At 68.2% G+C, this 19,099-nt stretch carries 21 protein-coding genes; 16 read left to right on the top strand and 5 right to left on the bottom strand.

What is annotated here, in order from left to right:
- The 8 genes from WG902_RS07380 to WG902_RS07415 all read left to right on the top strand — a co-directional run bounded on the left by WG902_RS07380 (position 1) and on the right by WG902_RS07415 (position 6,217).
- Complete coding sequence (locus tag WG902_RS07380; RefSeq protein ID WP_340059301.1) at positions 1–918, top strand: biotin synthase; 918 nt, start codon at positions 1–3, stop codon at positions 916–918.
- Positions 919–1,011: 93 nt separating this feature from the next.
- On the top strand, positions 1,012–1,488 hold the full coding sequence (locus WG902_RS07385) for a DUF2244 domain-containing protein (protein WP_340059302.1): 477 nt from the start codon (positions 1,012–1,014) through the stop codon (positions 1,486–1,488).
- A 51-nt stretch (positions 1,489–1,539) separates the two neighbouring features.
- Entirely contained in the window at positions 1,540–2,703 is a 1,164-nt protein-coding gene (gene coxB / locus WG902_RS07390; RefSeq protein WP_340059303.1) for a cytochrome c oxidase subunit II, read from the top strand.
- A gap of 29 nt (positions 2,704–2,732) precedes the next feature.
- A complete protein-coding gene (gene ctaD, locus WG902_RS07395) occupies positions 2,733–4,412 on the top strand; it encodes a cytochrome c oxidase subunit I (protein WP_340059304.1) in 1,680 nt (559 codons plus the stop codon).
- Between the two features lie 5 nt (positions 4,413–4,417).
- The gene (locus WG902_RS07400; RefSeq protein WP_340059305.1) at positions 4,418–4,531 is read left to right on the top strand and encodes a cytochrome oxidase small assembly protein; all 114 of its coding nucleotides are present in this window, start codon (positions 4,418–4,420) and stop codon (positions 4,529–4,531) included.
- Between the two features lie 2 nt (positions 4,532–4,533).
- Positions 4,534–5,121 (top strand): cytochrome c oxidase assembly protein, encoded by a 588-nt coding sequence (locus WG902_RS07405; RefSeq protein ID WP_340059306.1) that lies wholly within the window; start codon positions 4,534–4,536, stop codon positions 5,119–5,121.
- On the top strand, positions 5,118–5,294 hold the full coding sequence (locus tag WG902_RS07410; RefSeq protein ID WP_340059307.1) for a DUF2970 domain-containing protein: 177 nt from the start codon (positions 5,118–5,120) through the stop codon (positions 5,292–5,294). The genes WG902_RS07405 and WG902_RS07410 overlap by 4 nt, the downstream gene beginning before the upstream one ends.
- Before the next feature lie 41 nt (positions 5,295–5,335).
- Positions 5,336–6,217, top strand: coding sequence for a cytochrome c oxidase subunit 3 (locus WG902_RS07415; protein ID WP_340059308.1), 882 nt, complete (start codon positions 5,336–5,338; stop codon positions 6,215–6,217).
- Positions 6,218–6,371: 154 nt separating this feature from the next.
- On the opposite strand, the gene WG902_RS07420 is transcribed toward WG902_RS07415, so the two are convergent.
- Positions 6,372–6,590, bottom strand: coding sequence for a twin transmembrane helix small protein (locus tag WG902_RS07420; protein ID WP_340059309.1), 219 nt, complete (start codon positions 6,588–6,590; stop codon positions 6,372–6,374).
- A gap of 30 nt (positions 6,591–6,620) precedes the next feature.
- On the opposite strand from WG902_RS07420, the gene WG902_RS07425 reads away from it, so the two are divergent.
- Genes WG902_RS07425 through WG902_RS07445 form a run of 5 tightly spaced genes read left to right on the top strand, consistent with a single transcriptional unit; the run spans position 6,621 to position 10,613 of the window.
- On the top strand, positions 6,621–7,337 hold the full coding sequence (locus WG902_RS07425; RefSeq protein WP_340059310.1) for an SURF1 family protein: 717 nt from the start codon (positions 6,621–6,623) through the stop codon (positions 7,335–7,337).
- On the top strand, positions 7,288–8,007 hold the full coding sequence (locus WG902_RS07430) for a hypothetical protein (RefSeq protein WP_340059311.1): 720 nt from the start codon (positions 7,288–7,290) through the stop codon (positions 8,005–8,007). Before WG902_RS07425 ends, WG902_RS07430 begins: the two co-directional genes overlap by 50 nt.
- On the top strand, positions 8,007–9,152 hold the full coding sequence (locus WG902_RS07435; RefSeq protein ID WP_340059312.1) for a COX15/CtaA family protein: 1,146 nt from the start codon (positions 8,007–8,009) through the stop codon (positions 9,150–9,152). The genes WG902_RS07430 and WG902_RS07435 overlap by 1 nt, the downstream gene beginning before the upstream one ends.
- Positions 9,149–10,024 carry a heme o synthase gene (cyoE, locus tag WG902_RS07440; RefSeq protein ID WP_340059313.1) on the top strand — a complete coding sequence of 292 codons (876 nt, stop codon included), beginning with the start codon at positions 9,149–9,151 and terminating at the stop codon, positions 10,022–10,024. The genes WG902_RS07435 and cyoE overlap by 4 nt, the downstream gene beginning before the upstream one ends.
- A gap of 7 nt (positions 10,025–10,031) precedes the next feature.
- Positions 10,032–10,613: an SCO family protein gene (locus WG902_RS07445; RefSeq protein ID WP_340059314.1), complete on the top strand. Its 582-nt coding sequence runs from the start codon at positions 10,032–10,034 to the stop codon at positions 10,611–10,613.
- A gap of 349 nt (positions 10,614–10,962) precedes the next feature.
- Here the strand turns inward: WG902_RS07445 and WG902_RS07450 are convergent, their stop codons facing one another.
- The 3 genes from WG902_RS07450 to WG902_RS07460 all read right to left on the bottom strand — a co-directional run bounded on the left by WG902_RS07450 (position 10,963) and on the right by WG902_RS07460 (position 14,371).
- Entirely contained in the window at positions 10,963–12,687 is a 1,725-nt protein-coding gene (locus tag WG902_RS07450; protein ID WP_340059315.1) for a sensor domain-containing diguanylate cyclase, read from the bottom strand.
- A 141-nt stretch (positions 12,688–12,828) separates the two neighbouring features.
- The gene (gene rpoH, locus WG902_RS07455) at positions 12,829–13,764 is read right to left on the bottom strand and encodes an RNA polymerase sigma factor RpoH (RefSeq protein ID WP_340059316.1); all 936 of its coding nucleotides are present in this window, start codon (positions 13,762–13,764) and stop codon (positions 12,829–12,831) included.
- Positions 13,765–13,903: 139 nt separating this feature from the next.
- Positions 13,904–14,371, bottom strand: coding sequence for an Mpo1 family 2-hydroxy fatty acid dioxygenase (locus WG902_RS07460; RefSeq protein ID WP_340059317.1), 468 nt, complete (start codon positions 14,369–14,371; stop codon positions 13,904–13,906).
- 81 nt (positions 14,372–14,452) lie between these two features.
- On the opposite strand from WG902_RS07460, the gene cutA reads away from it, so the two are divergent.
- Entirely contained in the window at positions 14,453–14,755 is a 303-nt protein-coding gene (gene cutA, locus WG902_RS07465) for a divalent-cation tolerance protein CutA (protein ID WP_340059318.1), read from the top strand.
- Positions 14,756–14,906: 151 nt separating this feature from the next.
- On the opposite strand, the gene ftsY is transcribed toward cutA, so the two are convergent.
- The gene (gene ftsY, locus WG902_RS07470) at positions 14,907–16,040 is read right to left on the bottom strand and encodes a signal recognition particle-docking protein FtsY (protein WP_340059319.1); all 1,134 of its coding nucleotides are present in this window, start codon (positions 16,038–16,040) and stop codon (positions 14,907–14,909) included.
- A 29-nt stretch (positions 16,041–16,069) separates the two neighbouring features.
- Here ftsY and WG902_RS07475 point away from each other — a divergent pair, with 29 nt between their 5' ends.
- Together WG902_RS07475 and WG902_RS07480 are read left to right on the top strand one after the other, a co-directional pair.
- Positions 16,070–17,488: a M16 family metallopeptidase gene (locus tag WG902_RS07475; RefSeq protein ID WP_340059320.1), complete on the top strand. Its 1,419-nt coding sequence runs from the start codon at positions 16,070–16,072 to the stop codon at positions 17,486–17,488.
- An 11-nt stretch (positions 17,489–17,499) separates the two neighbouring features.
- Entirely contained in the window at positions 17,500–18,852 is a 1,353-nt protein-coding gene (locus WG902_RS07480; protein WP_340059321.1) for a M16 family metallopeptidase, read from the top strand.
- The last annotated feature ends 247 nt before the right edge of the window (positions 18,853–19,099 follow it).

A 19,099-nucleotide genomic window follows, 5' to 3' on the forward strand; every position in this document is an offset into this window, starting at 1 on the left:
GTGAGCACATCCTCCGATCGACCCCCCACCATCGCGCCCGCTGCGGCCGCGCGCTGGCAGGCGTGCGCCCCCGCGGCCAGCCCCTGGCTGCACGAGGAAGTGGGCCGGCGCATGGCCGACCGGCTGCAGTGGATCAAGCGCGATCCGCAGGCCTGGGCCGACTGGGAGCCGGTGCGGGGAGGGCTGCGGTCGCACGCCCTGGTGCGCAAGCGCTACCCGCAAGCGCGGGTGCACGTGGTGGAGCCGCAGCCGGAGCGCATGGCCATGGCCCGCGACCAGCTGTCGCCGCCGTGGTGGCGCCACCTCCCGGCCCCCTTGGGCCAGGGTCGCGGCGGCGGCACCGAATTCGGCCCCGTACCCTCCGGTTCGGCGCAGATGCTCTGGGCCAACATGCAACTGCACATGGCGGCGGATCCGCAAGTGCTGCTGCGCCAGTGGCACGAGGCCCTGGCGGTGGATGGTTTCCTGATGTTTTCCTGCCTGGGGCCGGACACCCTGCGCGAGCTGAGGGGAGCCTATGCCGCCATGGGCTGGCCGCCGCCGGCGCACGAATTCACCGACATGCACGACTGGGGCGACATGCTGGTCCAGGGTGGATTTGCCGAGCCGGTGATGGACATGGAGCGCATCCGCCTGTCCTTCGACACGCCGGCCCGGCTGCTGGAGGAGCTGCGCGAGCTCGGCGCCAACCTGCATCCGGCCCGTTTTTCCGGCTTGCGCGGCCGCGGCTGGCCGCGGCGGCTCGAAGCCGCGCTGGACCAGCACATGCGCGGAGCCGATGGCAAGCTGGGGCTCACGTTCGAGGTCATCTACGGCCATGCACTCAAGCCGCTGCCGCGCGCCAGGGTGGGGGAACGCAGCGCCGTGTCGCTCGACGACATGCGCACGATGTTGCACGCCGATCGCGGCCGGGCCTGAAGCCGCCCCGGCGGTGCACCCGACACGCATCCGGGTTCGAAGTGGCACATCCGGCCTCGCTTACAATGCGCGGTTGATTGACGTGCGTCGCCCGTGCCCAACCTCGTATTCCGTTTCGCCACCGTCCAGGGTCAGGCCATTCACTGGTTCCTGAGGCGCAACTGCTCGGTGACGCCGGCCCAGCTGGGCTGGCTGTATGCCTCGCTTTGCGTGGTGACGCTCGGGATCGGGGCGGTTTTCTGGTTCCAGGGTGCGGTATTGATCCTTCCCTTCGCGTGGCTCGAGTTGGCGGCCGTCGGCGCCGCCTTCGTTGCCTACGCACGGCATGCGGCCGACGGCGAGCACATCCTCCTGCAGGGGCAGCGGCTGGTCGTGGAGCGGGAACGCGCCGGGCGGCTGGAGCGGGCGGAATTCAACCGCGACTGGGTCCGGGTCGAACCTGGGGCGGACGACCGGTCGCTGATCGAGCTGTCCGGCCAGGGACGGCGGATGATCGTGGGGCGCTATGTGCGGCCGGAGTTGCGGCCCGAGCTGGCGCGGGAAATCCGCCGGGCGCTGCGTGAGGCATGAACGGGCGGCACGCCCGCGAGACGGTTTTTTGAAGGCTTGAGGCTGAAAACGATGAAGAGTATTTCCAAGATCGCGGCGCTGCTCTCGCTCGCCGGCGTGCTGGCCGCGCCGGTCCAGGCGGCGATTCAGGACCTGCCGGGCGGCCCGGCCGTGCGGCAGCTCAACCTGCACTCGGCGGCCACGCGCATCGCCGTCGAGATTTCCTGGCTGCACTGGTTCATGCTGATCACCTGCATCGTGATCTTCATCCTGGTGTTCTCGGTGATGTTCTATTCCATCTGGAAGCACCGCAAGTCCAAGGGCCACAAGCCGGCCAATTTCCACGAGTCGGTGACGGTGGAAGTCATCTGGACGATCATCCCGTTCGTGATCGTCATCGCCATGGCCCTGCCGGCCACCAAGGTGCTGGTCGCCAGCAAGGACACCAGCAACGCGGACGTGACGATCAAGGCGACCGGCTACCAGTGGAAGTGGGGCTACGACTACCTGACCGGCGACGCGCAGGGCGTGAGCTTCCTGTCCACGCTGGACAGCACCCACCGCGAGATCTCCAACGCCGGCGCCCAGGGCGCCGACGTGCCGACCGACTACCTGTTGAAAGTGGACAACCCGCTGGTGGTGCCCGTCAACAAGAAGGTCCGCATCATCACCACGGCCAACGACGTCATCCACGCCTGGGGCATCCCCGCATTCGGCGTGAAGCAGGACGCCATCCCCGGCTTCGTGCGCGACACCTGGTTCCGCAGCGAGAAGACGGGCGACTTCTACGGCCAGTGCTACGAGCTGTGCGGCAAGGAACACGCGTACATGCCGATCCACGTGAAGGTGGTCAGCCAGGACGAGTTCGTCAAATGGTCCGGCGACCAGAAGAAGCTGGCCGCCGCGAAGCAGGACGACCCCGCCAAGGTCTGGCAGCTCACCGACATCATCGCCCGCGGCGAGAAGGTCTACGCCGCCAATTGCGCCGCCTGCCACCAGGCCAGCGGCATGGGGGCCGGCCCGATCAAGGCGCTGGTGGCCTCCCCGGTCGTGCTGGACGCCGACAAGACCAAGGAAATCCACGTCGTGCTCAACGGAAGGGGCGCGATGCCCGCCTGGAAGCAGCTGTCCGACACCGACATCGCCGCCGTCATCAGCTACACCAAGAACAACTGGACCAACAAGACCGGCCAGCTGGTGCAGCCGTCCGAAGTGCTGGCCCAGCGCGGCAAGTGACCCGGCCGAAGGAATAGAGGAAACCATTCATGAGCGCAGTTCTCGATCCGCACGGCCACGCTGCCCACGGCCATGACGACCACCACGACCACGCCCCGACGGGCTGGCGCCGGTGGGTCTATGCGACCAACCACAAGGACATCGGCACGCTGTACCTGCTGTGGGCCTTCTTCATGCTGATGTTCGGCGGCCTATTGGCCATGCTGATCCGCGCCGAGCTGTTCCAGCCCGGCCTGCAGCTGGTCAACCCCGAGCTGTTCAACCAGCTCACCACCATGCACGGCCTGATCATGGTGTTCGGCGCCATCATGCCGGCCTTCGTGGGCTTCGCGAACTGGATGATCCCGCTGCAGATCGGTGCGCCGGACATGGCTTTCGCGCGCATGAACAACTTCAGCTTCTGGCTGATGGTGCCCGCGGGCATCCTGCTGGTGGGTTCGTTCTTCATGCCGGGCGGCGCCCCCGCCGCCGGCTGGACGCTGTACGCGCCGCTGACGCTGCAGATGGGCCCGTCGATGGACGCCGGCATCTTCGCGATGCACATCCTCGGCGCCTCGTCGATCATGGGCTCGATCAACATCATCGTGACCATCCTCAACATGCGCGCCCCCGGCATGACGCTGATGAAGATGCCCATGTTCAGCTGGACGTGGCTGATCACCGCCTACCTGCTGATCGCCGTGATGCCCGTGCTGGCCGGGGCGATCACGATGACGCTGACCGACCGCCACTTCGGCACGACGTTCTTCAATCCCGGCGGCGGCGGCGACCCGGTCCTGTACCAGCACATCTTCTGGTTCTTCGGCCACCCCGAGGTCTACATCATGATCCTGCCGGCCTTCGGCATCGTCAGCCAGGTCGTGCCCGCGTTCTCGCGCAAGCGCCTGTTCGGCTATGCATCGATGGTCTATGCCACCAGCTCGATCGCGATCCTGTCGTTCATCGTCTGGGCGCACCACATGTTCACCACCGGCATGCCGGTGACGGGCCAGCTGTTCTTCATGTACGCCACCATGCTGATCGCGGTGCCCACGGCCGTGAAGATCTTCAACTGGATCGCGACCATGTGGCAGGGCTCGATGACGTTCGAGACGCCGATGCTGTTCGCGGTGGGCTTCATCTTCGTGTTCACGATCGGCGGATTCACCGGCCTGATCCTGGCCATGGCGCCGATCGACCTGCTGCTGCAGGACACCTACTACGTGGTGGCCCACTTCCACTATGTGCTGGTCGCCGGCTCGCTGTTCGCCATGTTCGCCGGCGTGTACTACTGGATCCCGAAGTGGACGGGCGTGATGTACAACGAGTCGCGCGGCAAGATCCACTTCTGGTGGACGATGATCGCCTTCAACGTCACGTTCTTCCCGATGCACTTCCTGGGCCTGGCCGGCATGCCGCGCCGCTATGCCGACTACCCGATGCAGTTCGCCGACTTCAACGCGGTGGCCTCTGTGGGCGCGTTCGCCTTCGGCCTGGCGCAGGTGTACTTCTTCGTCTTCGTCGTGCTGCCCTGCATGCGGGGCCAGGGCGCGAAAGCGCCGCAGCGCCCGTGGAACGATCCGGACGGCAAGGGTGCCGAAGGCCTGGAATGGGAAGTGCCGTCGCCGGCGCCCTTCCACACCTTCGAGACGCCTCCGCGCCTGGACCCGACGGCCACCCGCGTGCTGGACGCGCGCGTGCAGCCGGAGAACCCGGCAGGCGTGCGCTGAGCACCATGGCCGACGACGACCGCCGCAAGAAGAACCTCCGCCTGGCGCTGATCCTGGCGTCGGTGGCACTCGTCTTCTTCGTGGGTTTCCTCGGCAAGATGCTGCTGCTGGGAAAATGAAGATGGCGATCCGGGGCGAAAACCTGAAGATGATGCGCAAGCTTGCCGTGGTCGCAGGCGGCATGTTCCTCTTCGGCTACGCCCTCATCCCGATCTACAAGCACATCTGCGAGCTGACCGGCATCAACATCCTGGCGCTGGGCGAAAAGCAGGTGCCCGGCGGCTCCACCGCCGCGGCCAATTCCCAGGTGGACACGAGCCGCACGATCACGGTGGAATTCGACGCCAACGCGCGCGGGCCCTGGCTGTTCAAGCCCGCGCAGGCTTCGCTGCAGGTGCACCCGGGCCAGCTGGCGACGGTGATGTACGAGTTCCAGAACGTGCAGACGCACAGGATGGCCGCACAGGCGATCCCGAGCTACGCGCCGCGCAATGCGGCGGCGCACTTCAACAAGCTCGAATGCTTCTGCTTCAACCAGTACACGCTGGAGCCTGGCGAGAAGAAGCAGTGGCCCGTCGCTTTCGTGATCGACCCGAAACTGCCGAAGGACGTGACCACCATCACGCTGTCGTACACGTTCTTCGAGGTCGGCAGCAAGACGCCGCCCGCGCCGACGGCGCAGGCGCCGGTGCAGGGAGCAGGGGGGTGAACGTGCTGCACACGTTCAAGGCCGTTCTCTGGGCCTTCTTCGGCGTCCGCAAGCGCAGCGGCTACGAGGAAGACCTGGGCAAGCTGAGCCCCCTGGCCGTGATCGGCGTGGCGCTGGCGCTGGTGGCCGGCTTCATCGCGGGCCTGGTCGCCCTGGTGAACTGGGTCGTTTGAGAAGAATTTGAATCGAAGAAGACAGAGGATCAGGAGTCAAGATGAGCTCTAGCGCAACGGGGACCCCGTCCCCCTACTACGTTCCCCAGCCGTCGCGCCACCCGGCGTTCGCGTCGTTCGGCCTGCTGTTCATCATCTTTGGCGCGGCCAACTGGATCAACGACGCGGACTGGGGCAAGTACCTGGTGCTGTTCGGGATGCTGTGGCTGTTCTGGGTGCTGTTCCAGTGGTTCCGCGACGCCGCCCGCGAAAGCGAAAGCGGCCAGTACAGCCGCAAGATCGACCTCTCGTTCCGCTGGAGCATGAGCTGGTTCATCTTCTCGGAGGTGATGTTCTTCGGCGCCTTCTTCACCGCCCTGTGGTGGATGCGCGCGCATTCCGTGCCGGCGTTGGGCGGCATCGACAATGCCATCCTGTGGCCCGACTTCAAGGCGGTGTGGCCCAGCATCGCCCCGGGCACCACGGCGTCGCCGGCCGGCATCATCGAGCCGTTCCAGGTGATGACGCCGTTCTGGCTGCCGACGATCAACACGGCGCTGCTGCTGACCTCCGGCGTGACGCTGACCATCGCCCACCACGCGCTGCGCGCCGGCCATCGCGGCACCACCGTGCTGTGGATGTGGGTCACCGTGCTGCTCGGCCTGGCTTTCGCGCTCGTCCAGGGCTACGAGTACTACCACGCCTACACCGGCATGAACCTGAAGCTCAGCTCGGGCGCCTACGGTTCCACGTTCTTCATGCTCACCGGCTTCCACGGCTTCCACGTGATCATCGGCATGCTGATGCTGTTGTTCATCACCCTGCGCCTGATGAACGGCCACTTCACCGCCGACCGTCACTTCGGCTTCGAAGGCGCCGCGTGGTACTGGCACTTCGTGGACGTGGTCTGGCTGTTCCTATACACGCTGGTGTACTGGCTCTGACCGGGACGCCGGGGTCGGCTGCGCCGAACCCGGCCTACGGGGGTGGGGTTTCCGTCCGCCAATCGCGATGTCCGTAGGTCGGGTTTCGCGGCAGCGAACCCCGACACACAAGAGAAAGGGCCGCGCGAGCGGCCCTTGTCCATGGCGACGGGAACTATCTCAACGGTATGCCGGTCGGCTGGATATAGCCGAACTTCCAGGCGAGCAGGATGCACACGAACAGCAGGATCGAAAAGCCGACGCGGAACGCCAGCGCGCGCGCCATGTTGCTCGTCTTCGCCTTGCCGTCCTGCCCGTCCCTCATCATGAAGTACAGCGCCGAACCGAGGCTTGCGACGATGGCCAGGAAGCCCAGCACCACCAGGTATGTCATGCCTTCGATTATCGGCGGCGACGCGTCCGCATGCTGAAACGCATCGCGATCGCCATCGCTGCCGTCGTTGGCATCGGCGTGACCGCGAGCCTGGGAACGTGGCAGTGGGGCCGCGGCCAGCAGCGCACCGCGCTGCATGATGCGATGACTGCTCGCGCCGGTTCGGCTCCGGTCACGATCCCTGAACTGGTGGCCGCGCGCGGCGTGGATCCAGCGCTGCTGCACCGGCCGGTCGTCATCCGCGGCAGCTGGATCGCCGAGCGCACGGTCTTCCTCGACAACCGGCAGATGAATGCGGTCCCCGGCTTCTATGTCGTCACGCCGCTGCGCATCGAGGGGAGCGAGGCCGTCATCCTGGTGCAGCGCGGCTGGGCGCCACGCAACTTCACCAGGCGGGAGCAACTGCCGCCGGTGCAAACCCCGACCAGCCGGGTGGAGGTGCGCGGCCGCTTGGCCCCGCCGCCCGCCAAGCTATACGCCTTCGACGCGCAGGAGGCCGGGCCGATCCGGCAGAATCTGGACCTGGCGCGGTTCCGCGCGGAAACGGCCCTGCCACTGCTCGAACTGTCCGTGCAGCAGGCCGGCCCCGGCTCCGAAGGCCTGTTGCGGCAGTGGCCGCAGGCGGGCAGCGGCGCCGAAAAGAACTACGGCTACGCCTTCCAGTGGTGGGCCCTCTCCGCCCTGATCGCCATCCTCTATGTCTGGTTCCAACTCGTCCTCCCCCGCCGCCGTGCCCGGCAACCTTGACCAGCCCCTCGGCCTGACCGTGCATTCGCTGCCGGCGCCGCAGGAAGCCGCGATGGCCGACGAGCAGCGCACCCGCACCGGCCGCTGGAAGATGCTGGTGGTCGCCCTGGTGTGCGCCGCACCCGTGCTGGCGTCCTACTTCATGTATTACGTGGTCCGTCCCGAGGGCCGCCGCAACTTCGGCGAGCTGGTGGATCCGCAACGGCCGATTCCGTCCATCACCGGCACGACGCTGGATGGCCAGCGTGTCGCCCTGCCTGCCCTGCAGGGCCAGTGGCTGCTGGTGAGCGTGGCCGGCGGCGCCTGCGACGCCGCGTGCGAAAAGCATCTCTATTACCAGCGCCAGCTGCGCGAGGGCCTGGGCCGCGACAAGGAGCGGCTGGACCGCGTCTGGCTGATCCCCGATTCCGCGCCGGTGCGCGACGACCTGAAGCCCGCGCTGCAACAGGGCACGGTGCTGCGCGTCGATCCGGCGCAGCTGGCTGGCTGGCTCACCCCGGCACGCGACCGGCAACTGGCCGATCACCTGTACGTGGTGGACCCGCTGGGCCACTGGATGATGCGGTTCCCCGCCACGCAGGACGCGGCCACGGCCGCGAAAGTCCGCAAGGACCTGGAGCGGCTGATGCGCGCGTCGGCGGGCTGGGACAAGCCCGGGCGCGGCGGCTGATGGACGCTTCGCTCTACGACCTGGCGCCGGCGTTGCGGCTGGCGCTTCTGGGCCTGGCCATCGCCAGCGGGCCGCTGGCCTGGGTATGGCTGCGCCAGCGCCAGGCGGCGCCGGCGCAGCGGCTGGCCGCGCTGACCTTGCTGACGCTGTTCCTGACGTTCGACCTGGTGCTGTTCGGCGCTTTCACCCGGCTCACCGATTCCGGCCTCGGCTGCCCGGACTGGCCGGGTTGCTACGGCAACGCCAGCCCGGTCGGTGCGCTGCAGGAGATCCGCGCCGAGGAGGCGCGCATGCCGACCGGTCCGGTGACGCAGGGCAAGGCGTGGGTCGAGATGCTGCACCGCTACCTCGCCACCGGCGTCGGCGTGCTGATCACGACGCTGGCCGTCGCCACGTGGCTGCAACGCAAGCGCGGCTTGCCGGTGCACCCGGCGTGGCCGGCGCTCACGCTGGCCTGGGTCTGCGTGCAAGGCGCGTTCGGGGCGCTCACGGTGACGATGAAGCTGTTTCCGGCCATCGTCACGCTCCACTTGCTCGGCGGCATGGTGCTGCTCGCGTTGCTGGCGATGCAGGCGGTGGCGTACCGCCAGGCCCAGCGTGGCAGTGGCCCGATGCGGGTTCCCGCCGGCGCGCGCCGCTGGCTGCTTGCAGCGTACGCGCTGTTGTGGGTGCAGGTGGCGCTGGGCGGATGGGTCAGCACCAACTATGCGGTGCTGGCGTGCAGCAGCTTCCCCATGTGCCAGGGGCAGTGGTGGCCCGCGATGGACTTCCGCCAGGGCTTCGAGCTGTGGCGGCATCTCGGCATGACCGGTGCCGGCGAGCACATCGCGTTCGCCGCGCTCACTGCGATCCACTACGCGCACCGGCTGGCGGCCTATGTGCTCTTCGCCGTGCTGGCGGTGCTCGCCTGGCGGCTGCGCGGCGGCCCCCTGCACTGGGCGAGCCGCGCCGTCGCGGCGCTGGCGCTGTGGCAGTTCGCCAGCGGCTTGTCGAACGTCGTGCTGGGCTGGCCGCTGGTGGCGGCCGTTTCGCACACGGGCGGTGCCGCGGCGCTCGTGGTCGTCCTGACGTGGGCGCTGCGCGAGAGCCGCGCCGCTAAGGAGCAGGCCACCAGCGCCGTGCGCGCGCGCGAGGTGTCCGCATGAACCTGAATGTCGTGCGCCAGTTCTACCAGCTCACCAAGCCACGCGTCGTGCAGCTGATCGTGTTCTGCGCGCTCATCGGCATGGTGCTGGCCGTGCCGGGCCTGCCGGGGCTGGACGAAGTGCGCCTCGCGCTGGTGGCCTGCGCCGGCATCTGGCTGGTGGCCGGTGCGGCAGCCGCGTTCAACTGCATCGTGGAGAAGGGCATCGACGCGAAGATGCGCCGCACCGCGTGGCGCGCCACGGCGACGGGCGACCTGAGCGACACGCAGACGCTGTTGTTCGCTGCCGTGCTGTGCGCGATCGGGTCGTGGATCCTGTACGCATGGGTCAACCCGCTGACCATGTGGCTGACGCTCGGCACCTTCATCGGCTATGCGGTGATCTACACCGTGATCCTGAAACCGCTGACGCCGCAGAACATCGTGATCGGCGGCGCCTCGGGCGCCATGCCGCCGGTGCTGGGCTGGGCGGCGCTGCGCGGCGACGTCGGCCCGGAGGCGCTGATCCTCTTCCTGATCATCTTCCTGTGGACGCCGCCGCACTTCTGGGCGCTGGCGTTGTACCGGGTGGAGGACTATCGCAAGTCCGGCCTGCCGATGCTGCCCGTGACGCACGGCAACGAGTTCACCCGGCTGCAGATCCTGCTGTACACGCTGGTGCTGTTCGCGGCCTGCCTGATGCCGTTCGCGTACGGCATGAGTTCGTGGTTGTACCTGGCGGTGGCGCTCGGCCTGAGCGCCGGCTTCACCTGGTACGGCTTTCGCCTCTGGCGCGAGTACTCCGATGCGCTGGCGCGCAAGACTTTCCGCTTCTCGCTGATCCACCTCAGCGTGTTGTTCGCGGCATTGCTGGTGGACCACTACATCTTCTGAGGCCGTCATGCAGCGCCGCTCCTTCCTCCTCGCGGGCTCCGCCGCCGTCCTGGCCGCCGGCTGCGCCGAAAACAAGCCGCAGTTCAAGGCCGTCGACATCACGGGCGCCGACTATGCGAAGGATTTCCCGTTGCCCGACGTGGAGGGCCGCATGCGCGGCATCCAGGACTTCAAGGGCAAGGCGGTGGTCGTGTTCTTCGGTTTCACCCAGTGTCCGGATGTCTGTCCGACGACCCTGGGCGAGATCGCGCAGGCGAAGAAGCTGCTGGGCCCCGACGGCGACAAGGTGGTCGGCGTGCTCGTCACGGTGGACCCCGAGCGCGACAAGCCCGAAATGCTCAAAGCCTATGTGGCGAACTTCGGCAATGACTTCGTCGCCCTGCGCGGATCGCCGGAGCAGACCGCCGCCGTCGCCAAGGACTTCAAGGTGTTCTACAAGAAGGCGGACTTGAAGGGCGGCGGCTACACGATGGAGCATTCGGCGGCCAGCTATATCTACGACCCGCAGGGCCGGCTGCGGCTGTACAGCCGCTATGGCGGCGGCGCGCAGGCGCTGGCGGACGACTTGAAGTTGCTGCTCAAGGGGTGAGGCACGATGCCGGGGTCGGCTTGTCGCCGAACCCGGCCTACGGGGCCGGGAGTTGCGATGGGGAGCGCGCAGGCCGAGGCCGGAGGATGCGATTGGGAGCGCGCAGGCCGAGGCCGGAGGATGCGATTGGGAGCGCGCATGCCGGGGCCGGAGGATGCGATTGGGCGCGCGCATGCCCGGGGCCGGGGGATGCGATGGGGCGCGCGCATGCCGGGGCCGGGGGATGCGATAGGGAGCGCGCATGCAGGGGCCGGGGGATGCGATGGGGAGCGCGCATGCCGGGACCGGGGGTTGCGATTGGACGCCCGCACATCGTAGGCCGGGTTCCGCGCAGCGGACCCCGGCAGCGCTAGAAGTTGAGCGGCCGGATCAGCTTGCGCGTGTCGGGCGTCAACTGGTCCAGGCCTTCCATCACCCAGCGCAGGCTGGCGGCCCCATCGAGCTGCGGCTCGGGCAGCAGGGCGACGGCCACGTGGAACTTCAGGGTCAGCGCGGCCGGCAACGCCTCCACCTGGCGCAAGCCGCTGGCCACCACCTGCTGCGCGCGCGACGTGGCCAGCTGCGGCGTCACCGGTGCTTCCAGCAGCAGCGCGAACTCGCGCTCGCCGACGCGCGCGGCCATGTCGAAGTCGACGATCACCCGCCGCAGGTGCGAAGCGGCGACCACCAGGGCCCGCTCCGCATATTCGGCACCGAATTCTTCCGCGATGGCGTCCAGGTTGGAGATGCGCACGGCCATCAGGCCCAGCTGCTGTTTCTGGCCGCGCGCATGGGCCAGGCTGGTGTCCAGGCGCTCCACCAGCGCCTGCAGGTGCGGCAGGCCCGTCAGGGCGTCGCTGCGGGACAGGGCGCTGGCGCGCAGTTCGCCCTCGCGACGCGCCATCAGGCGGATGTTCAGCGCGTAATACAGGATCGGCAGTTGCAGCGCGGCGCCGAAGAACAGGCCGTAGCGCGTCAGCAGGCTGGGCGGCAGCAGCCCGAAGGTGCGCGCCAGCGGAAAGAGCGCCAGCAACACCAGTGGCGCGAAGCCGAGCGCGACCAGCGCGAGGTGCCGTTCCCGGCCTTCATTCCAGCCCCACACCACCATGCACAGCACTGCCACGAGGGCCAGCCCGGTCAGTGCGACGACGAGGTTCAGGCTGTTGTGGCCGCGAAGCACCAGGTGCAACGCGGTAGCCGCGAGCAGCGCGGCGATGAGCGCCCACACGCCCAGGTCCAGCCGGCGTGACAGGCGTGCCGGATCGGTCACGACCTTGACGAACCAGAGGCCGGCGGCCATGGCGGCGCCGGGCCACAGCGACAGCAGCGTGCCGTTCCATGCCAGCCACTCGGGCCAGAAGTGCTGAGCGCCGACGCCGGCCCGCCCCAACTGGCCGGAGGCCAGCAGCACGATGTAGAGCGCGAAGGCGAGGAACGCCTTGTCGCGGTAGGTCACGCCATGGGCGAAGGATGCGCAGAACACCAGCAGCGCCAGTCCGAAGTACGCGCCGAACAGGAACTGCTCCGCCTCGCGCTGCGAGCGAAGCTTGTCGGACCGCACCAGCCGCAAGGGCGACACGAATTCCGTCTGCGCGTCGTCCACGCGCAGCCAGTAGCGGATCGGGGCGGGATCGTCGGAGGCGAGCTGGAAGGTGGGCAGCCGCCCGGGAACGGACCAGATCGCCGACGGCATGTCGGTGCCGGCTTGCTGCACCACCCAGGCGCCGGAGCGGTCGCGGTGGAAGAACTGCAGGTTGTCGTGGATGGCGGCGCCAGTCTCCAGGTACCAGCGCTCGCCGCGCGGCACCGTGGCCTCGAACATCACCCACAGGGAGCCGCCGGCCGGCCAGCTTTGCTGGTCTCGCGTGCGCAACCGCCACGGCACCGCGTTGGCGCCCGCCTCCACCTGGTCGATCAGGCGCTGGCCCAGCGCATCCGCCCAGTAGACGCTCTGCCGGTTCAGGCTGACCGAGGCGTCCCCGCCAAGCACGATGGTGGGGGGCTGGGCGGGCGCGACGGCTTCCCCGTTCCCGGCGGCGTACACGCAACCCCAGGAAGACACCAGCCACAGCAAGACCGCGCCAACGGCGCGCAAGACACTCCTCCTCATATGGGATGCATTGTCCCAGCGCGACAGGGGAGGCGGCACCTTCAAGCGGCCCCAGCAGCCCGCTTAGCGCGCCGATACAACAAAAAAAAGCCCGGCGGAACCGGGCTTTCGATCGGAGGCGGTCTCTTACGCGTAAGCGGCGAGCGCCTTCTTCATCTTCTTCATCGCGGCCACCTCGATCTGGCGGATGCGCTCGGCGGAAACGCCGTAGTCGGCCGCCAGCTCGTGCAGCGTCATGCCGCCGGAGCCGTCGTCGTTGACCTTCAGCCAGCGCTCCTCCACGATGCGGCGGCTGCGCGCATCGAGCTGCTCCAGCGCGGAGGCGATGCCGGAGGTGGCCATGGCGTCGCGCTGGCGGCTTTCCAGTTGGGCGGTCGGCTCGTGGCTGGCGTCGGCCAGGTAGGCGATGGGACCGAAGCCCTCTTCGCCGTCGTCGGCCGGGCCCGGGTCGAGCATCACGTCGCCGCCCGACATGCGCGTTTCCATCTCGGTGACTTCCTCGCGCTTGACGTTCAGCTCGCGCGCCATCGTCTCGATCTGGGCGTCGCTCAGCGTGTCGCGGTGCGTCTGGGCATCGGCGTCGTCCTTGAACCCCTGCTTCATGGAACGCAGGTTGAAGAACAGCTTGCGCTGGGACTTGGTCGTCGCGACCTTCACCATGCGCCAGTTCTTCAGGATGTATTCGTGGATCTCCGCGCGAATCCAGTGCAGCGCGTAGCTCACCAGGCGAACGCCCTGGTCCGGGTCGAAGCGCTTGACCGCCTTCATCAGGCCGATGTTGCCTTCCTGGATCAGGTCGCCGTGCGGCAGGCCGTAGCCCAGGTACTTGCGGGAAACGGAAACCACCAGGCGCAGGTGCGACAGGACGAGCTTCCCCGCAGCTTCGAGGTCGTTGTCGTCCTTCAGCTTACGGGCGAACTCCTGCTCTTCCTGGAGGGTCAGCATCGGCAGCCGGTTGACCGCCGAGATGTACGCGTCCAGGTTGCCCAGCGACGGAACGACGGCCCAGGGGTTGGCGACCGCCAAAGCCGTGGTACCAGAGGCTCCAACAAGTGAGGACATAGACCGGAACTCCTTTTGCTCGGTAAATATTAGCACTCTGTTAGAGGGACTGCTAAGCAAAGGGTTCCGTAGGCGTGGGTGCCGACCCGGAGTCGGTAACGCCTGCTGAGCGGGGGGCGAGCCGCCCTCGGGTCGCCGTCTACCAGCGGATCCCGAGCTTCAGGAACAGCTTGCTCAGCACGAAGATGGGGCCGACCCAGAGGTATTGCAAGTCTTCGAAGAAGCTGGGCTTCTTGCCCTCGAGCTTGTGGCCGACGAACTGGGCGATCCAGGCGCCGACGAAGATCGCCGCGGAGATGATGAGTACGTGCTCACCCATGGCGTGGACGAGCGCCAGGCCCAGCAGGGACAGCGCCGCCATCGCCAGCAGGAACACGATCGACAGCCGCGCGTAATAGACCATGCTGGCCGCGGCGAAGGCATAGGCCGCCCACGGATGCGCCGCGAACAGCAGCCCGAGCAGGCTGAGCATGATCAGCGGGATGGCGACGAAGTGGATCCGCTCGTTGGTGGGATGGCGGTGGCTCTCGCCGTAGTGGGCGAGCAGCTGGTCCACCTTGCGGGTGGCCGGGGAGGGGCCGGTGGCTTCGGCCAGGGTGGGGGGCATGCGGGGCTCCTGCGACGGACAATGCGCCCATTCTGGGAGCCGGCGGCCATGGAAGACTGTAAAGAAGCGGACATTCTGAGCGTGACCACGACGGTCGGGTCGCGCCGCGACGCGGATACGCTGGCCCGCGTCATCGTGGAGCGGCGGCTGGCGGCGTGCGTGCAGGTGGAAGAGGGGCTGCAATCCTTCTACCGCTGGGAGGGGCAGCTTTGCGAGGACACCGAGGCGCGGCTGGTGATCAAGACCCTGCCGCGGTGCGAGGCCGCGCTGCAGGCCTTGTTCACCGAACTGCACCCTTACGAAGTGCCGCAGTTCCTGGTGGTGAAGATGCGGGCGAGTCCAGCGTACTTCGACTGGGTGCTGGGGGAGGTGGAGGTCCGGTGACGCCGGGGTGCGCTTCGCGCAACCCGGCCTACGAACGAGCGCAGCCCGGTGTACGAACGAGCGCAGCCCGGTACGAACGAGCGCAACCCGGCCTGCGAACGAATGCAACTGCCGTAGGCCGGGTTCGCCGGAGGCGACCCCGGCGTCCCTGCTACGACAGCAGCGCCAGCGCAAATTCCCGCGCGCTGAACGTCTCCAGGTCCTCCAGCTTCTCGCCCACGCCGATGAAATACACCGGCACCGGCTTTTCCTGCGCGATGGCGGCCAGCACCCCGCCCTTGGCGGTGCCATCCAGTTTGGTGACGATCAGGCCCGTGAGCTGCAGCACGCCGTCGAAGGCCTTCACCTGCTGCAAGGCGTTCTGGCCGGTGTTGCCGTCGATCACCAGCAGCACCTCGTGCGGGGCGCTCGGCTCCGCCTTGGCGACCACCCGCTTGATCTTGCGCAGCTCCTCCATCAGGTGCAGTTGCGTCGGCAGCCGCCCCGCCGTGTCGACGATCACCACGCCCTTGCGGCGTGCCTTGCCCGCAGTCACCGCGTCGAAGCTCACGGCCGCCGGGTCGCCACCTTCCTGGCTGACGATCTCCACCTTGTTGCGGTCGGCCCAGACCGCAAGCTGCTCGCGCGCGGCGGCACGGAAGGTGTCCGCGGCGGCCAGCAGCACCGTCTCGCCGGAGTCGGCGAGGTGCTTGGTGAGCTTGCCGATCGAGGTGGTCTTGCCGGCGCCATTGACGCCCGCGACCATGATCACGGTGGGCTGGTGCTCGCCGATCGTGAGCTGCCGCTCCAGCGGCCGCAGCAAGGTGGTCAATGCATCGACCAGGATGTTCTTGGCCTGCACCGGGCGCGTGGCGCCCGAGGCCGCCACCTTGCGCTTGACCTCGTCGAGCAGGTACTCGGTCGCGCCCACGCCGGTGTCGGCGAGCAGCAGCGCGGTCTCCAGCTCGTCGTACAGCGCGTCGTCGATCTGCGCGCCGGTGAACACCTGCGAGATGCTGGAGCCGGTCTTGCGCAGGCCGGCCGAAAGGCGGTCCATCCAACCCTGGCGCTCCGGCGGGATCGCCGGGGCGGTGGGGATCTCCAGCGGCGCCACCAGTGCGCTGCCGATCAACCCGCCCCGGGCTGGCGGAGCGGGGCTGGCGGCAGGCGCGGGGGCCGGGGCTGGGGCCGGCGCGGCTGCGGCCGGCACGGCTGGGCTGGATGCGGGTTCGACCACGGCCGCGGGTGCGGTGGCGGGGGCGGGAGGAGGGGGTGCCGGAGGTTTTTTCCGGAAGAAGCTGAACATCAGGGGAGTTTCTAGAATCACACGATTCTATGAAACAGCACTTCCGGTCTTTCCTCCTTGCCCTCACCTCATCCCTGGCGATCCTTTTCACCCCCGCCCAGGCCCAGATCACCGGCCCCGCGCCCAACCAGGAAAAGCCGCAGCAGTTCCAGCTGGCCAACGGCCTGACGCTGATCGTCAAGCCGGATCGCCGCGCACCGACCGCGGTGCACATGCTGTACGTGCGCGTCGGTGCGATGGACGAAGTGGATGGCACCACCGGCGTCGCCCACGTCCTGGAACACATGATGTTCAAGGGCACGCCGACCACCACGCCGGGCGAGTTTTCCCGCAAGGTGGCGGCGCTCGGCGGCCGCGAGAACGCCTTCACCACGCGCGACCAGACCGGCTACTTCCAGCAGATCCCGGCCGGCGGGCTGGAGGAGGTGATCCGGCTGGAGGCCGACCGCTTCGCCAACAACAAGTGGGCCGACGACGAGTTCAAGCGCGAGCTCGAAGTGGTCAAGGAGGAGCGCCGCTCGCGCACCGACGACAACCCGCGCGCGCAGATGTACGAGCAGCTGAGCGGCGTCGTGTTCCAGACCTCGCCCTACCGCCGGCCCGTGGTGGGCTGGATGAGCGACCTGGAGTCGCTGACGCCCGACGATGCGCGCGAGTTCTTCCGCAAGTGGTACGTGCCGGCCAATGCGGCGGTCGTCGTGGCCGGCGATGTCGATCCCCAGCAGGTCCGGCAGCTGGTCGAAAAATACTACGGCAGCATCCCGGCGCGCGCCGTGCCGCCGCGCAAGCCGCGCGAGGAAACCGAGCAGGCCGGCATCCGCCGCATGGAGTTCAAGGCGCCGGCGGACCAGGCCTACATCGGTCTCGCGTTCAAGGTGCCGCAGATGCGCAGCTTCGAGCGCACGCCGGAGAACACCGATGCGCTTGCGCTGACGGTGCTGTCCGCGGTGCTCGATGGCTACGAAGGCGCACGCCTCGGCCGCGCGCTCACGCAAGCCGCCGACCGCGTCGCCGACGCCGTGGATGCCAGCAACGGCCTGTGGGGCCGCGGCCCGCAACTGTTCACGCTGGCGGGCGTACCGGCCAAGGGCAAGACGCCGGAACAGGTGGAAGCGGCGCTGCGCGCGGAGGTGGCGCGCGTGGCGCGTGATGGCGTGACCGAGGCCGAACTGCAGCGCGTGAAGACGCGCTGGATCGCCGGCGAGATCTACAAGCTGGATTCGGTGATGAGCCAGGCGCGTGAACTGGGCAACGCCTGGCTGCTCGGGCTGCCGCTGAACGCGGGTGAGCTGCTGATGCAGCGCCTGGGCGAAGTGACGGCCGACCAGGTGAAGTCGGTGGCCGCCCGCTACTTCGGCGACGACCAGTTGTCCGTGGGCATCCTGCGGCCACTGCCGGTGGACCCGAACCGCAAGCCGCGCCAGCCCGCCGTGCAGACCCGCCACTAAGGACCACCGCCATGCGCATGATTTCCCTGCTGGCGCGCTGCGCCCTTCCCGCCCTCGTCGCCCTGGCCGTCGCCGGCCCTGCGGCCGCCGCCTTGCCGATCCAGAAATGGCAGCAGCCCTCGGGCGCGCAGGTGTGGCTGGTCGAAAGCCCGAGCCTGCCGATGGTGGACGTGCAGATCGACTTCGACGCCGGCGACCGCCGCGATCCGGCCGACAAGGCGGGGCTGGCTTCGATCACCGCGGACATGACGTCCAAGGGCATCGAAGCCCGCAACGGCCAACCGGCGCTGGACGAGAACCAGCTCAGTGAGGCGTGGGCCGACCTCGGCGCTTCCTTCGGCGGCGGCGCCGGCAGCGACCGCATGAGTTTCACGTTCCGTTCGCTGACCTATCCGGACCTGCTCGCGAAAGCGGCCGCGCTGGGCGCGCGCCAGCTGGGTGAGCCCGTGTTTCCGGACGCGGTGTGGCAGCGTGAACGCCAGCGCATTGCGGCCGCGATCCGCGAAGCGAACACGCGACCCGGCACGATCGCCAATCGCGCCTTCATCCAGGCCGTGTACAGCGGCCATCCGTACGGGTTCGAAACCACCGAGGAATCCTTGGCGCGCATCACCGTGCAGGACATGCGCAACTTCTATCGCGTCGTGCAGCCGTGCCGCGCCAAGGTGAGCATCGTGGGCGCCGTCAACCGGGCGCAGGCGGACCAGCTTGCCACGACGCTGCTGTCCCGGCTGCCGGCGGCGACGTGCCAGCCCTTGCCCCCGGTGCCGGAGATCGCCGCGCTCGCCGCCTCCGCGGAACGCAACATCCCGTTTGCCTCGGCCCAGGCGCATGTCCTGATCGGCCAGCCCGGGTACAAGCGCAGCGACCCCGACTTCTTCGCGCTGATGGTGGGCAACTACATCCTGGGCGGCGGCGGCTTCGTCTCGCGCCTGTCCAACGAGGTGCGGCAAAAGCGGGGCCTGAGCTACAGCGTCTACAGCTACTTCAACCCGGGCCTGCACGCCGGCGCCTTCACCCTGGGCCTGCAGACGCGGCCCGACCAAGCCGCGCAGGCGGTGCAGGTGTCGCGCGACGTCGTGCGCAGCTTCGTCGCGGAGGGGCCGACAGCGGAGGAGCTCAAGGCCGCCAAGGACTTCCTCATCGGCGGCTTCGCCCTGCGCATCGACAGCAACCGCAAGCTGCTGGACAACCTGTCCAACATCGCCTGGCACGACCTGCCGCTGAACTACCTGGACACGTGGACGCAGCAGATCGAGCGTGTCACGGCGGCGGACGTCAAGGCTGCCATGGCTCGCAAGCTGCAGCCGGACCGGATGGTGACGGTGGTCGTGGGCGGCGCCGTGGCGCCCGTCCGACAGTGACCTCACCCAAACGGATGCCACCCTGTCAATCCTGACAGGGTGCGGCGTGCAATCCGCGCGCCGGCCCTGAACAATGGACATGTGCTGTCACGCTGGCCTTGACGCCAGGCATTCAACACAGGGAGTAGAGAGTCGGGGGCACGGTTTCAACGCCGTGCCCCTTTTTTTCCCGGCGTGCCTGCCGCCCGGCGGATCCTTTCGACTTTACTGACGATCCGCCGCTTGTGTGCGGCAGCGCACGGACGAG

The organism is Ramlibacter sp. PS3R-8, from assembly GCF_037572435.1.
Classification (GTDB): domain Bacteria; phylum Pseudomonadota; class Gammaproteobacteria; order Burkholderiales; family Burkholderiaceae_C; genus Ramlibacter.